General features: G+C 63.6%; 14 protein-coding genes. 7 read left to right on the top strand and 7 right to left on the bottom strand.

The annotated features are described in order from the left end of the window. Positions 1-5 precede the first annotated feature (5 nt). Together AC5Y5C_RS03980 and AC5Y5C_RS03975 are read right to left on the bottom strand one after the other, a co-directional pair. Positions 6-995, bottom strand: coding sequence for an aldo/keto reductase (locus AC5Y5C_RS03980; RefSeq protein ID WP_499969161.1), 990 nt, complete (start codon positions 993-995; stop codon positions 6-8). A 1-nt stretch (position 996) separates the two neighbouring features. Next, positions 997-1416, bottom strand: coding sequence for a MerR family transcriptional regulator (locus AC5Y5C_RS03975; RefSeq protein ID WP_499969159.1), 420 nt, complete (start codon positions 1414-1416; stop codon positions 997-999). A gap of 229 nt (positions 1417-1645) precedes the next feature. On the opposite strand from AC5Y5C_RS03975, the gene AC5Y5C_RS03970 reads away from it, so the two are divergent. The 4 genes from AC5Y5C_RS03970 (at position 1646) to AC5Y5C_RS03955 (ending at position 7055) form a co-directional block, all read left to right on the top strand. Next, complete coding sequence (locus tag AC5Y5C_RS03970; protein ID WP_499969157.1) at positions 1646-3187, top strand: APC family permease; 1542 nt, start codon at positions 1646-1648, stop codon at positions 3185-3187. Next, a complete protein-coding gene (locus AC5Y5C_RS03965; RefSeq protein WP_499969155.1) occupies positions 3184-4443 on the top strand; it encodes an acyl-CoA dehydrogenase family protein in 1260 nt (419 codons plus the stop codon). Before AC5Y5C_RS03970 ends, AC5Y5C_RS03965 begins: the two co-directional genes overlap by 4 nt. Beyond that, the gene (locus AC5Y5C_RS03960; protein ID WP_499969153.1) at positions 4440-5621 is read left to right on the top strand and encodes a GNAT family N-acetyltransferase; all 1182 of its coding nucleotides are present in this window, start codon (positions 4440-4442) and stop codon (positions 5619-5621) included. Before AC5Y5C_RS03965 ends, AC5Y5C_RS03960 begins: the two co-directional genes overlap by 4 nt. A 75-nt stretch (positions 5622-5696) precedes the next feature. Beyond that, positions 5697-7055: an NtaA/DmoA family FMN-dependent monooxygenase gene (locus AC5Y5C_RS03955; RefSeq protein ID WP_499969364.1), complete on the top strand. Its 1359-nt coding sequence runs from the start codon at positions 5697-5699 to the stop codon at positions 7053-7055. Here AC5Y5C_RS03955 and AC5Y5C_RS03950 read toward each other — a convergent pair. The 4 genes from AC5Y5C_RS03950 to AC5Y5C_RS03935 form a co-directional block, all read right to left on the bottom strand. Then, positions 7052-7552 carry a beta-class carbonic anhydrase gene (locus AC5Y5C_RS03950; RefSeq protein WP_499969151.1) on the bottom strand — a complete coding sequence of 167 codons (501 nt, stop codon included), beginning with the start codon at positions 7550-7552 and terminating at the stop codon, positions 7052-7054. The two genes, AC5Y5C_RS03955 and AC5Y5C_RS03950, sit on opposite strands and share 4 nt — an antisense overlap. A 161-nt stretch (positions 7553-7713) precedes the next feature. Next, positions 7714-9111 (bottom strand): dihydrolipoyl dehydrogenase, encoded by a 1398-nt coding sequence (gene lpdA / locus AC5Y5C_RS03945; protein WP_499969149.1) that lies wholly within the window; start codon positions 9109-9111, stop codon positions 7714-7716. Positions 9112-9149: 38 nt separating this feature from the next. Further along, on the bottom strand, positions 9150-9926 hold the full coding sequence (locus AC5Y5C_RS03940) for a hypothetical protein (protein WP_499969147.1): 777 nt from the start codon (positions 9924-9926) through the stop codon (positions 9150-9152). Continuing rightward, on the bottom strand, positions 9919-10197 hold the full coding sequence (locus tag AC5Y5C_RS03935) for a putative holin (RefSeq protein WP_499969145.1): 279 nt from the start codon (positions 10195-10197) through the stop codon (positions 9919-9921). The genes AC5Y5C_RS03940 and AC5Y5C_RS03935 overlap by 8 nt, the downstream gene beginning before the upstream one ends. A 78-nt stretch (positions 10198-10275) precedes the next feature. On the opposite strand from AC5Y5C_RS03935, the gene AC5Y5C_RS03930 reads away from it, so the two are divergent. The 3 genes from AC5Y5C_RS03930 (at position 10276) to AC5Y5C_RS03920 (ending at position 13442) form a co-directional block, all read left to right on the top strand. Next, entirely contained in the window at positions 10276-12303 is a 2028-nt protein-coding gene (locus AC5Y5C_RS03930; protein ID WP_499969143.1) for a prolyl oligopeptidase family serine peptidase, read from the top strand. A gap of 60 nt (positions 12304-12363) precedes the next feature. After that, positions 12364-12801 (top strand): nitroreductase/quinone reductase family protein, encoded by a 438-nt coding sequence (locus AC5Y5C_RS03925; protein ID WP_499969141.1) that lies wholly within the window; start codon positions 12364-12366, stop codon positions 12799-12801. 449 nt (positions 12802-13250) lie between these two features. Next, a complete protein-coding gene (locus AC5Y5C_RS03920; protein WP_499969139.1) occupies positions 13251-13442 on the top strand; it encodes a hypothetical protein in 192 nt (63 codons plus the stop codon). An 8-nt stretch (positions 13443-13450) separates the two neighbouring features. Here the strand turns inward: AC5Y5C_RS03920 and AC5Y5C_RS03915 are convergent, their stop codons facing one another. Further along, a complete protein-coding gene (locus AC5Y5C_RS03915) occupies positions 13451-14287 on the bottom strand; it encodes a hypothetical protein (protein WP_499969137.1) in 837 nt (278 codons plus the stop codon). Between the last annotated feature and the right edge of the window lie 9 nt (positions 14288-14296).

The following is a 14296-nucleotide window of genomic DNA, read 5'->3' as shown; positions in this document are numbered from 1 at the left end:
ATGCGCTACCGGTCCAGCAGCGCCGTGTGCTGCGCGGAGTAGCGCTCCCCGGCCGCAGGCGCCAAACCGTCCAGCCGGACAAGCTGTTCGGCTGACAGCGCGGCGTCTACCGCTCCCGTGTTCTCTTCCACGCGCGCCGCTTTCGTGGTCCCGGGGATCGGCACGATGTCCTCACCGCGTGCCAGTAGCCAGGCCAGTGCAACCTGCGCGGGAGTCAGGCTGGCCTCCGCGGCGACCGTCTGCACCTGCTCGACAAGCGCCAAGTTGGCGTCGAGGTTGTCCGCGTTGAACCGCGGCAGGTTCTTGCGGAAGTCATCGTCCGCGAGCTGGTCCGCCGACCGGATAGCACCCGTGAGGAAGCCCCGGCCCAGCGGCGAATAGGGCACCAGCCCGATACCCAGCTCCCGCAGGGTCGGCAGCAGCTCCGACTCGACGTCGCGAGTCCACAGCGAGTACTCCGACTGCACCGCGGTGATCGGATGTACCGCGTGTGCCCGGCGCACCGTAGCCGGGGAAGCCTCGGACAAACCTATCCGGCGAACCTTGCCCTGGCCCACCAGATCCGCCAGCACCCCCACTACCTCGTCAATGGGCACATTCGGGTCCACGCGATGCTGGTAGTACAGGTCGATGTAATCGGTACCGAGCCGCCGCAAGGAACCCTCGACCGCGACAACGATATTCGCCGGCGAGCTGTCAGGGCGGAAAAGCTCCCCAGTACTGTGCGACACCAACCCGAACTTGGTGGCCAGCACCACATCACCCCGGCGACCCGCGATGGCCTTGCCCACGAGCTCCTCGTTGGCATATGGGCCGTATATCTCGGCGGTGTCGATGAGGGTCACACCGAGATCCAACGCCCGTCGCAGCGCCTCAATCGAAGCCTGTTCGTCCGGGCCCGCATCCGAATCAAGCGGCTGGTAGCCGGAGGACATCGACATGGCGCCCAAGCCGATTCGCGATACCGGGAGGCCACCGATCTGTGTGTATTTCATGTCAGCCCTTCTTCTGTCCCACTGCGGCAGTCGGAGCGCCATTGACCGACTCGGTGTAATACGCAACCTTGAAATCGACGACCTTGAGGTCCTCGGTGAGTCGCTCCATGGCCGCCATAATCCGCACACGCTGCGCGAACAGCAGCTCCAGGCGCTCGGCATGGGTCTCCTCGCCGCCCTCCAACAGCTGAATGAACCGCCGCATATCGCGCACCGGCATGCCGGTGCGGCGCAGCCGCAGCATCAGCTGGACACGCTCGATGTCGTCGTCACTGAACCGTCGGCGACCACCGCCGTCACGCGGCACCCGGGGGAATAAACCCTCGCGTTCGAACCAGCGCAGCGCATCGATCGACAGCCCCGTTCGTTGGGCAACGTGCGAGATCGGAAACCCGTCATTCTGCGGCTCACTTGTGCTCACAAAGCCACGGTAGAACCTGGAGTCGACTCCAGGTCAAGTCGGACATACGCGCAGGGCGAGCGCTAAGTCGTCGCAGGTACCGGCTGCGGCGCCGTGCGTGCCGTTGACACGTTCTTGATGCCGCCTCACCATCGGAGCATGCGCTTGGCCCCGGACTGTAGGTAGGCGCGCAATTTCTTTTGCGCGCTGCATGTTTCAATCCACTCCCGCCGAACGAAGGCAATTCCGCATGTCCGCTCCCACCCATCGGCTCACCGTCAACGGCAGATCCCTTCGGAACGCCGAATCCCACGGACTCGAGCGCGATGCCGTCGGCTCCTGGGGTGTCTTCGCTCAGGGACTGGCAGCGGCAGCACCCAGTGTCGCGGTCGCGACGGTTCCGTTTTCCCTGTTCGTGGCGGCAGGCAAGGGTGCCGCCTGGGCAGCGGTGATCGGCCTGGTCGCGGTGGTTCTCATCGCCACGACCATCAGCTTCCAGGCCAAAAGAACGGTGTCCTCGGGCTCACTCGGGACATATGCCGGCAACGGACTGGGCCCCGGTGCCGCGTACGCCGCCGGTTTCAGCCTCCTCATCGGCTACATCACCTTCGCCACCACGGGGACTCTCGGCGGTGTGCTGTACTTCGAATCCTTCCTTGATGCGATCGGAATCCACTCGGAGGCAACAGCGTTCAAGCTGGCACTGGTGGCACTGGTCGTCGCGGTCGCCGTCTATCTGCCCTACCGCGGCGTATCCATCTCCGCCAAGTATGAGCTCATCTTCGAAATCATCGCCACCGCACTCATTCTCATCATCATTGTGGCCTCGTATGTCAGCTACGGCTGGCGTATCGACACCGAGCAGTGGTCGCTGTCCAGCCTCGGCAACAGCACCACCTTCATCGCAGCGGTCACCGCGGTCGGTGCGTATGCGGGATTCGAAAGCGTGGCGTCCCTGGGCGCAGAGTCCCGGGACGCGCACCGCACCATCGCTCGCTCACTGCTGCGCGTCGTGCTGATCATCGGCGTGCTGTACATCCTGGCCACCTACCCGCAGATCCTGCAATTCCGGAACATCGACGGCGACAGCGCGATACTTCCTCAGGTCGCCACGAATTCCGGTGTCGCATGGTCGATCTATCCGATAAGCCTGGCGGTAACCATCGCGTTCATCGTGTTCGTGACAGCAGTCATCAACTCGGCGGCACGCGGACTGTTCACCCTGGCCCACGAAGGAGCACTCCCGGCGGCCCTCGCTCGCGTACACCCGGTCTACAAGACCCCAGTCGCCGGAATCTTCCTCATTGGGTTCGTCGCGGTGGTCTTTTCCGTCACCGCAACGCTCAGCTCGGTGGGCCGCCTGGTGTTCGATGTGTATGGAAACTACGTGGCCAATTGGGGCTTCCTCACCAGTTACCTGCTCGTGGTGGTGGCCACCCCAATCTGGCTGTACCGCATCAAGGCCCTCACCCCGGCCCGGCTCGCGGTATCGGCCGCAGCCACCCTGGCCATCGGGTACGTGATCTTCAGCAATTTCTATCCCGTGCCCACCTTCCCGTTCAACATACTGCCGCTCATCTTCGGCGCGATCCTGCTTGCCGGGCTGCTGCGCTACTGGTTTCTGCGGGCCCGACGGCCAGAGGTCGCAGCCCGGATCGGTTCCATCCAAACGCTTTCCGATCCCGAGAAGGAACGCCTGGCAGCGCTCGGCATCCTCGAGGTTCTGCACCACGAACCTGCGGCCGAAGGTCAACCCGCCGACACGAATAATTCAGGAGCTCTCGTCACATGACCACCACTACCGAATCGCCAGTCCTTGTGTACCAAGGGGTCAGCGATGCCGACTTCTCCGAGTGGACACGCATCGCCGAACGCGTCGCCGACGCGCTGGCGGCCACCGCGCTGGAACGAGACCGGGCCAACCAGAATCCCGTCGCAGAGATTGGTCTACTACGCGAGCACGGCCTGCTGTCCTTCGCTACCGCACACGAATTCGGCGGCGCCGGAGGCAATTTGGCGCAAGCGCTACAACTCGGCCGGATCATCGCGGCGGCCGACGGCTCCATCGGCCAGCTGCTTGTCTATCACTTCTCCAATGGCGTGTGGACTCATATTCTCGGGTCACCGGCCCAGCGCGAGCACATCGCACGCGGCGTGGGCGAGCAGGGCTGGTTCCAGGGCAGTGTCAGCAATCCACGCGACCCGGGCATCACGGTTACCCGGACAGAGGAGGGCTATCGGGTCAACGGCACCCGGACGTTCGCCACCGGGGTCGCGGTTGCCGACCTGATCACCGTGCTGCTCTATGAGGAGGAGCCGATCAACGCGATCATCCCCAGCGATCGGGAGGGTTTGCGGTTCAACCAGGATTGGGACAACCTCGGACAACGGCTTACCGCAAGCGGCAGTGTGGAATTCGATAATGTGCTGCTGCGCCACGACGAGGTGCTCACCGGTCTTGGCGAATACGGTGACGACCCCGACCACCGCGATGGCCTGCGGGCGTTGTTCAGCCAGCTGATCTTTGTACATCTGTACCTCGGGATCGCCGAGGGAGCGCTGGCCGCCGGTGTCGCCTACATCAGAGACAGGGGACGTCCGTGGCCCGAGGCACACTCCACGCAGGTGACCGAGGATCCGTACCACCAGCAGCTGCTGGGGCGCCTGTCGGCCGGCATCGCCGCGGGGATCGCCCTTGCCGACGAGGCCACGAGGGAATTCGAGCAAGCCCTGTCAGCGGGCCGAGCGCTCACCGCGGCCCAGTGGGGCGCGCTGGCCATTCGGGTGGACCAGGCCAAGTCCGTCGCCACCGAGGTGTCCCTGGATGTGACACACAACATCTTCCAAGCTACCGGCGCTCGGTCAACGGCCAATTCGGTGGGACTGGATATCTACTGGCGCAACGCACGCACACACACCACCCACGATCCGCTGCCGTACCGCCAGCGTGAGATCGGACGGCACCTGTTGACCGATGAGTGGCCGTCACCACGCAGCCTCACCGGCCTCGGACGCCTCGCTGCTACGACGCAGGGCAAGGGATCGTGACGGATATCCGCTTCCTCCAGACCTCCGCGGAGCGCGAGCGCGCCTTCGCGGTGTTCTGGAGGGCCATGGTGGGGTTGCCGCCCCTGGGCGATATAGCGGCCGACCAATTATTGGAAGCAGGAAGATATTTGGGTGCTTTCGATGGCACGGAACTGGTCGGCGGAGCCGACTCGTATACCAGTTGGCTCACCGTACCTGGCGGCACCCGTGTTCCGCACGCGGCTGTCACACATATCGGCGTGCTACCCACACACACCCGGCGCGGGATACTGACCTCTTTGGTCACCCGGCAGCTCACCGATATCGCCGGACGCGGGGAACTCGTCGCCAGCCTGCGCGCCTCCGAAGCGGTGATCTACCGCCGCTTCGGCTATGGGATCGCCACCAACAGCGCGACGTTCCGCATCCAGCGGCGGCGGGCGGTGCCCCACAGCGCCATTGACACAGGACCCATCACTCTGCTCGATACATCGTCCTCACCGGAACTCCTCGCCGCCATCTATGAACGCGCGGGGTGGACCGGGGCAGTGGCACGTCCGCCACAGTGGTGGCGTTTGCACGAATTGTTCGACGCGTCCGACCCGGCGAAACCCTACGTAGTCACCCACGCAGATGGGTATGTCAGATACCGGCCACGGAACACGCCCGAATGGTTCGCCAGCGACACTCGCACGATATCGGTCGACGATCTTGTCGCACATAGTGATACCGCCTACCGCGCACTAGTGGGCCATCTATTGGGTCTGGATCTCGTCGATGTCATCGAGCTCGGCCCGCGCCCGGTCGACGATCCCCTCCCTCATCTCGTTGCCGATCCGCGCGCGGTCACGGTCACCGGTGTCCGCGACGAGACCTGGCTCCGGCTGGTCGATGTCGAGGCGGCATTGGCGGCGCGCACGTACGTCGACACAGCGCCGGTGGTGATCGAGGTACACGATGGCCTGCTTCCACATAACTCGGCACGATTCGCCGTAGGCGCCGACAAGGTGCGCCGCACCCAGCACACCCCTGACGTGTCGCTCGACGTCGCCGCCCTGGGCTCGGTCTATCTCGGCGGTAATTCATGGACACAGCTGGCACGCGCCGGACTCGTGTCGGCGCGGTCCGCAGGTGCGATCACGGCGGCGGACGCCCTGTTCTCCACCGGTGCACAGCCTTTCGCCGGTACCAACTTTTAGGAGAACCCTGTGCCCCATGGTCTTCGCGCAAGCGGCTCATCCGTGCCCGATGGTCTTCGCGCAAGCGGCTCATCCGTGCCCGATGGTCTTCGCGCAAGCGGCTCATCCGTGCCCGATCGCCAGTTGCATCTCCTTGCCTTCGGCAACGTGCGCTCGGGTGGCGCATGGCGGCTTCCCGGCGTGCGGAACGGCCCGGCCAACCAACTCGACACGCTGGTCGCCACCGCGAAAGCGGCGGAAGCAGCCAAGTTCGACGCCATTTTCTTCGCCGACGGCCTCAACTTCGGCCCGGAGGCCACCTGGGCCCACAAGTCCACCGAAGACTTCGAACCGATCACGGCCACCTCATACCTCGCCGCGGTCACCGATCGCCTGGGCCTGGTGGTCACCGGATCCTCCACTTTTCAGCCGCCATATCATCTAGCGCGCCAACTGTTGTCGCTCGATCATCTGAGTGCGGGGCGCGCCGGATGGAACCTCGTGACCAGCTTCGCGCAGGCGGCCGCCGCCAACTTCGGTGAGCGGGGCTTCCTCCCACACGACGAGCGCTACCGACTGGCGGAAGAGACGCTTCAGGTCGTCAAGGCCCTATGGCATTCACTCGAATCCGATACCGTCATCGAGGACCGCGCAGCGGGAATCTACAATGATGTCAACAAGATTCACGTCGCCAATCACGATGGCGAGTTTCACAAGGTGAAAGGGCCACTCGGCGTCACACCCTCCCGCCAGGGACAACCGGTGATCTTTCAGGCCGGATCTTCCACCACCGGAAGAGCCTTCGCCGCAAAACATGCCGAGGTGGTCTTTACCGGGCAGACCGACATCGACCGCGCTAAGAGTTTCTATCGGCAGCTCCACGACGAGGCCCGCGCCTCCGGACGGCCCTCCCTCCCCTTGGTCACCCCTTCGCTCGGTGTCGTTGTCGGCTCCACCGAGGCCGAGGCGCATGCCGTGGAAAGCACTGTCTACGAGCACTTCATCCCCGAATACCAGGCAGGGTGGCTCCTCGAGGTGGATGTCGACGTCATTGGCGCCGACCTGGACGGCCCGGTGCCGGCATCGGCATTCCCGGAAAGTACCGAGACCCACCAAACCGCGCTAGCCGGATACAAACACCTTGCCACCGTGGGCAATCCGACCGTTCGGGAGTTCCTTTACCGTACGTTGAACGCGTTCGGTACGAGATTTGTCGGTTCCGCCGAGCAGGTGGCCGATCAGATCGAGCTGTGGTTCACCGAGGGCGCCGCCGACGGGTTCATTCTGAGCACGTCGGGGCTACCCGGCCAATTCGAACTATTCACCGAACAAGTGGTGCCAATTCTGGTGCGTCGCGGCGTTTTCCGCGCCGAATACACCGGGTCCACACTGCGCGACCACCTGGCCTTGCCCTGGCCGGCTCCGCAGCACGCGCCCGCGCTTCTTACCCACTAAGCCTCCGCGGCGACCTCACGCAATGTGCCGTCCTTGACGTCGTAGATGAATCCGCGCACGCTGCCCTTCCGCGGAACAAAGGGGTTGGCCTTGATCCTCGCCACCGACTGTCGGACGTCCTCGTCCAAATCGGTGAACGCCTCGGCTGACCACGGCGGTTTGATCCCCGTCTCGTCCTGAATCGAACGTTTGAAGGCATCGTCGGTGAAGGTCAGCATCCCGCAATCGGTGTGGTGGATGAGAATGATCTCCTCGGTGCCCAGCAGCCGCTGCGAGATGGCCAACGACCGGATCTCATCCTCTGTGATGACGCCGCCCGCATTGCGGATGACGTGCGCGTCGCCTTCGTGAAGGCCGAGCAGACCATACGGATTCAGGCGTGCATCCATGCACGCGACAATCGCGATCTTGCGGCCCGGCGGCAACGGCAGATCGCCCTTGTCGAATGACGCTGCATAAGCCCTTGCGTTCTCGAGGAGTTGATCAGTAGTCGACATGGCGCGACGTTATGAATCGCTCCTGCCCTCGTCAACGGTTACGAACGCCCTGATCCAAGGATGCGGGAGCCAGGACCTCAACCGCGAGCAGACGCTTGCTGCACAGGGCTGCCAGCTGGCATGTGCAATAAGCGTCTGCTCGCGAGAAGGGGTCTGCAAGATCAGAAGTTGATCATGTGTCCGGCGAGTCCGTGGAACGCCTCCTGCAGCGCCTCGGACAACGTCGGGTGCGTGTGCACGTTGCGGGTCAGTTCGTTGACCGTGAGGTCCCACTTCTGCGCGAGCGTCAGCTCGGGCAGAAGCTCGGAAACATCGGGGCCGATCAGGTGTCCGCCGATCAACTCGCCGTACTTGGCATCGGCGATCAGCTTGACGAAACCGGTCGGGTCCGCGAGTCCGTGCGCCTTACCGTTCGCGGTGAAGGGAAACTTGGCCACCTTGACGTCGTATCCCTCGGCACGGGCTTGCTCCTCGGTGAGCCCGAAGCTGGCAACCTGCGGCTGGCAGAAGGTAGCCCGGGGCATCATCCGGTAATCGCCGAGCTCCAACGTGTCCGCCCCGGCAATGGTTTCGGCGGCCACGACGGCCTGGGCCTCGGCGACGTGAGCCAGCTGCAGCTTGGAAGTGACGTCACCAATGGCGTAGATGTGCGGCACGTTGGTGCGCATCCGCTCGTCAATCGCGATAGCACCGCGGTCGGTCAGCGCGACACCCGTCTTGTCCAGGCCGAAGCCCTCGACGTTCGGAGCAAAACCGATGGCCTGCAACACCTTGTCGGCGACGAGCTCGCTCTCCTGCCCGTCCTTACTTACCTTGACCGTGACCTGCGATCCACTATCGGTGATCGACTCGACCTTGGTGCCCGTCAGGATCTTGACACCCAGCTTCTTGTACTGCTTCTCGATCTCCTTGGACACCTCGGCGTCCTCGTTGGGCAGCGCGCGTGGGAGGAACTCGACGATGGTGACGTCCACGCCGTAGTTCTTGAGGACGTAGGCGAACTCCATACCGATGGCGCCCGCGCCCGCGATGATGATCGATCCGGGCAGCTCACGCGTCATGATCTGCTTCTCGTAGGTGACCACGTTCTCCGACAGCGCCGTCCCGGGCACCAACCGCACGCTGCTACCGGTGGCGATGATCACATTGGCGAAAGTCAGCGTCTCAGCCGAGCCATCCTTTGTCCGCACCGCCAGCGTGTTGGCATCGGTAAAGGTGCCCACACCCTCGTACTCGGTGATCTTGTTCTTCTTCATCAGGAAGTGCACACCGGCCACGCGCCCCTCCGCGACCTTGCGGCTGCGGTCGAACGCGGCACCAAAATCGAAGGTGGCCTCACCGCTGATGCCGAACGTCTTGGCTTCCTTGGTGAAGATGTGGGCCAGCTCTGCGTTACGCAGCAGCGCCTTGGACGGGATACACCCGACATTGAGGCAGACCCCGCCCCAATACTTCTCCTCGACGATGGCTGTGGTCAGGCCCAACTGGGCTGCGCGAATGGCCGCGACATAGCCACCGGGACCTGCTCCGAGAACGACGACGTCATAGTGTGCAGTCACGCGCTCCACCCTAGTAGGACGACGTCAGGCGAGGAGCGTCAAGCCCGGTCTCGGTACTGAATACCCCAACTGCGCAGCGGTTCCGGGCACAGCGACTGGACCCCGGGCACCGAGGGCGCGGTGCACGCCACATAGCCGTATTTGACACCGGCGGCAGCCACCGAGATCGCAGGTGCCGTCAATACGGCAAAAGCGAGGGCGACCACTACCGGATGCGGTTCGAGCATGGCCAGCAGCAGCGCCACCACCACACAGACAAACACCCAGATCAGCACGTAGGTGACCGCGACCGTCCGGTCGCGCGGCAACAGAGTCTCGAACCAGTGCTGGTAGAGCAGCAGTCCGACCGCACCGGCGGGAATCCACGCCGCCAGCAACAGCAACAGCAACACCCACCGCTTGAGGAAAGCCGGTTCCCGCTCTGCGGGCACCCGCACCGGCTTCGCCGGCTCGTCGGCGACCACCGGAACCGCGCCGGTGTAGGGATCGGGCGTCATCGATTCGGCCGACGTGACCGGCATCGCACCGGTGTGATCGCTGCCGACGTCAAACGCCGCGGTGAGCGGTAACGCATCGGTGTCGATGCGGCTGGTGGTTACCAGGTCGTCGTCATCCTTGAACGCCGAGAACGCGGTGAATGTGGCGGTATCCAAACCGTCTCTGCTCTTGCCACCCTCGATCGGTACGGCCAGCGGATCTCCGAGGTCGCCCTCGACAATGCTCTCCCTCGCCGTGTCGTCCACGAGCTCTGTCGCAGCGCCGTCGATCTCGTCGCTCGACTTCTCTGCTGTGTTTTCTGTGTTTTTGTCAGACACTGTGAATCACCTGTATCGCCGCAAGCATCCCGAACCATCCGGGAGAAATCGCCAACACGAATGCCGCCAGGGTCGTCATCCACTTACGCGTAGACGCGATCAGGATCAGGAACCCGATCAGGCTGGGTACCGCAACAACAACGCCGATGAATAGGTCGGGGCGCACCGGTTCGTGCGCGATCAAGGCGCCAGACATCCCAGCGACCAGTCCAACTGCTATCCCCAGCAGCATCGCGCTAGCTACAACCTGCGCGCGTGGCAGTGGTATCACGAGAAAACTCCTGCTCGGTGTTCTGTCCGCCCCCGGGCCATCTTCGACCATACTGCGATCACTGGCACACTGGCTCAAATGACGTCGGCGCGCCGCTCCTCGGACCCACATCTCTGGCTCGAAGACATCGGCGGTGACGGCCCGCTGAACTGGGTACGCGAACACAACTCGATAACGACCGGCGAGTTTTCCGGTGCACGTTTTGCCGATATGCGGGCCGAGGCGCTGGCCATTCTCAATACGGATGCGCAGATCCCCTATGTGCGCCGACGGGGCGAATTCCTCTACAACTTCTGGCGCGATGCCAACAACGCCCGCGGTCTTTGGCGCCGAACCACTTTGGATCAGTACCGCCGGGATGATCCCCAATGGGACGTCATCATCGACGTCGACGCACTGGCGGATGCCGAAGAAGAAAACTGGGTCTGGGCGGGCGCGACGGCGCTGCGTCCCGAATTCCGCCGGGCGCTGGTCAGTCTGTCGCGCGGCGGGTCGGATGCGGTGGTGGTGCGCGAATTCGATCTGGAAACAAGACAGTTCGTGACGGACGGCTTCGTGCTACCCGAGGCCAAGACTCAGATCGGCTGGATCGACGCCGACACCATCTTCGTCGGCACCGATTTTGGTCCCGACAGTCTCACGGATTCGGGCTATCCCCGTCTGGTCAAGCGCTGGAAGCGCGGCCAATCCCTGGACGACGCGGAGCTCGTGTTCAGCGGTGAATCCTCAGACGTGATGGTGGGTGCGAGCTTTGACGACACCCCAGGCTTTGAACGCGCCGTGATCAGCCGGGCCACCGACTTCTTCAACTCCGAAACACACGAGCTGAGCGCCGACGGAGAGCTGCTGCGCATCGACGCCCCCACCGATGCCTCGGTGTCGGTACACCGCGAATGGCTCCTCATCGAGCTCAAGTCGCCATGGCAGGTGGATGGCACCGAGCATTCGGCTGGGACGCTGTTGGCCGCTCGCTATACCGACTTCCTCGACGGCGATCGCACCGTCACCCCGGTATTCGTCCCCGATCAGCACGCGAGTCTGCATCACTATGCGTGGACCAAGGAGCGGCTCACCGTCGCGATCCTGCGCGATGTGGTCAGCGAGATCCTGGTCTTCACCCCGGGTACCTGGCACTCGGAACCACTGACCGGCGTGCCGGTCAACACCACGACGCAGATCGTCGCGGTCGATGACCTGGGTGACGAGATTTTCCTTGACACATCGGGTTTCACTCAGCCTTCGACATTGCTGCGCGGCGCGGTAAGCGCCGCTCACGCAGCGGTCGATCCCATCAAATCGGCACCGTCATTCTTCGACGACGCATCCTTCGAGGTGAACCAATACTTCACGCAATCCGACGACGGGACATCGATTCCCTATTTCGTGGTGCGCCCCAAGGGATCCGATGGCGCGGGCCCCACTCTGCTCGGCGGTTATGGCGGCTTTGAGGTCGCCAGGACTCCCGGGTACGACGGTGTGCTGGGCAAGCTGTGGCTGTCCCGCGGTGGCACGTACGTGCTGGCCAACATCCGCGGGGGCGGCGAGTACGGCCCGGAGTGGCACACCCAAGCGATGCGTGAGGGCCGCCATCTGGTGTACGAGGACTTCTCCGCTGTCGCGCGCGATCTCGTGGCGCGCGGCATCACCACTGCCGCACAGCTGGGCGCGCAGGGCGGAAGCAACGGCGGCCTGCTGATGGGAGTGATGCTCACGGCCTACCCGGAGTTGTTCGGTGCATTGGTGTGCCAGGTGCCACTGCTGGACATGCAGCGCTACCACCTGCTGCTAGCCGGAGCCTCCTGGGTTGCCGAGTACGGCGACCCCGACAATCCCGATGACTGGGAGTTCATCTCCAAATACTCTCCTTACCAAAATATTTCGCCCTCGAAGCGTTATCCACCGGTTCTGGTGACCACCTCGACTCGTGATGACCGCGTTCATCCGGGGCACGCACGGAAGATGACCGCCGCATTGCAAGAGGCTGGGCAACCGGTCTGGTACTACGAGAACATCGAGGGTGGTCACGGCGGTGCGGCCAACAACGAACAGTCGGCATTCAAGGCGGCGCTAGCCATCGAGTTCCTCTGGCGCCAGCTCGCACCCTGACCTGAAATCTCAGGGCAATCCCCGATGCCGCAATAGCACCCTCGACGGAACAATGGACCTATGAGCGAATCCAATACCGTTCCACCCTGGGTTAATAAGATGGTCAAGGGAGTCCTCCGCAGCCCGCTACACCCCGTACTCAGTGGCAATATCGCGTTGTTCACCTTCACCGGCCGCAAGAGCGGCAAGGAATACAACGTCGCAGCCACGTACGTTCGCGACGGCGATGTGTTGACCGTCTTCACCGACAGGGCGTGGGCCAAGAATCTGCGCGATGGCCGGCCCGTCACGGCACTGGTACGCGGCAAGCGGCTCGATGGCACCGCCGAGTTGTCCACCGGCCCGCAGATCGCCGCACCGCTGGCCGAGCTGCTGCAGAGGGTGCCGCGGGATGCCAAGTATCACAACGTGCGCCGCAATCCGGACGGCAGCCTGAACCAAGCGGACATCGACCGGGCCGCCGCCACCGAGAGCATGGTGACAGTGCGTCTGTCATGACGTACGTCACTTCCGACGGGAACAGTTTCGCAAATCACGTCGCCGAGCCGACCTCCCCCGCGGTAACGGCATACTCACACACGTGCAGTTTGCTCGATAGATCTTCAGGCCGGCAAATCGCCCCGGGCCACCCCGCACAAAACCGCAGCTCACGGGTGCTAACTACTGCAAGCAGTGCTGGAGTCGACTCTTAATTTCCCAGTTCAGAGGCATGCAAATGTCGGGGTGCGGCCGCCCTTGCGACGGGGTGCGTTACCGAAATCGAGACCGATCCGTAACCGTCACGGGTTGTTGCCGACGGGTGAGCTCGACTACCTTGGCGGTTAGCTGAATTACTGGCCTTGGCAAAGTTGCCCGGCAGGCCGAAGTTGTTGACCGACCGTGACGTGAGCGCACTGATGAGCTTCCCGACAGTCGGTAGTTGGAGCCAGATTGCCGTGAGGTGCACGATGAGAAACGACCTGTTCATCGGGTTGAGCGAGAACGGGTGGGACCGCGCTCCGTGGGATACCGAACCGGAGTTTTCACCCACCGAGCTAGACATCCTGTTGGATCGCCGACTGTCCGTCAGTGACGCTGCCGAACGGGTCGGCTGCGTCGAACACGACGTGCAGCGCATCCGCGACGCAAACGCGGCTTAGCGTTCACGTCAGCGCCGCAGTAGGCCGCCCACCAACCCGGCGGCCACGCCGGTCACGATCACCAGACCCCCGACAGCCATCGTGAGGCTCAGCCAGTGGTGGGCATTGCTCACCGCCTGGGTGACCAGCCCGTCGGCCACCTCGCGAAGATTGCCGGTAACGCGGTTCAACGGCCGGTCCAGATAGCGCCGACCGATCTCCAGCCCGGCCCAACCGGCAGCGCCCACGAGTAGTGCCGAAATACCCAGCCCGGCAAGCCCCTTGGCGCGGCTGCGGACAGCCAACTGCGTCAAGCCGGCGAGAATGAGGGTCAGGCCGAGTGCTATCCAGACCGCAAGCTGACCGAAGCGCGCCACCGGCACTAAACGTCCGGGCGTCAGTCCAGCCAGATTGTCGTCGGTAACCGAGATCTTCAACGTCTCTGGAGCCTTGATGGACAGACCCTGCGGCACCAAGCTCTTGATCATAGGAGCCACGTCGATCTGCCAGCTGCCCTGCGAATCACGTTGTGCCGAGCTCGAGTTGGTGAACAGCCACTGGTGCGCCATCCGATTCACCGACGCGAAGTCGGCTCGAAACTGCGGCCCGCTGGTGTATGCGGCGGTCAACTCCGCGACCTGGGTCTCGTTGACGCGCGAACCCTGTTTCTTACCCAGCGACACGATCTGGGTGGTGAGTTCCTCGGCGATCGCATGCTGAACACTCGGATCTGCCGCCGCCGGCACCGTCAATGCAACATAGCCGTTCTCATCGACAACCCTGGACTGTGTCCAGGCCGCTGTCACGGTCACGGCCAGCGCGGCGGTGGTCAGCAGCCACAATAGGACCGCGAACAGGAATCGCATCCCGCCCAG

Source organism: Mycobacterium sp. NGS15 (genome assembly GCF_059813245.1).
This window is presented reverse-complemented; position numbering and strand designations above follow the sequence as displayed.

Bases quoted from the DNA above. Each gene is read 5' to 3' on its own strand.
- AC5Y5C_RS03950 (WP_499969151.1), bottom strand. From the start codon at position 7,552: ATGTCGACTACTGATCAACTCCTCGAGAACGCAAGGGCTTATGCAGCG.
- AC5Y5C_RS03965 (WP_499969155.1), top strand. From the start codon at position 3,184: ATGACCACCACTACCGAATCGCCAGTCCTTGTGTACCAAGGGGTCAGC.
- AC5Y5C_RS03925 (WP_499969141.1), top strand. From the start codon at position 12,364: ATGAGCGAATCCAATACCGTTCCACCCTGGGTTAATAAGATGGTCAAG.
- AC5Y5C_RS03970 (WP_499969157.1), top strand. From the start codon at position 1,646: ATGTCCGCTCCCACCCATCGGCTCACCGTCAACGGCAGATCCCTTCGG.
- AC5Y5C_RS03920 (WP_499969139.1), top strand. From the start codon at position 13,251: ATGAGAAACGACCTGTTCATCGGGTTGAGCGAGAACGGGTGGGACCGC.
- AC5Y5C_RS03930 (WP_499969143.1), top strand. From the start codon at position 10,276: ATGACGTCGGCGCGCCGCTCCTCGGACCCACATCTCTGGCTCGAAGAC.
- AC5Y5C_RS03915 (WP_499969137.1), bottom strand. From the start codon at position 14,287: ATGCGATTCCTGTTCGCGGTCCTATTGTGGCTGCTGACCACCGCCGCG.
- AC5Y5C_RS03980 (WP_499969161.1), bottom strand. From the start codon at position 995: ATGAAATACACACAGATCGGTGGCCTCCCGGTATCGCGAATCGGCTTG.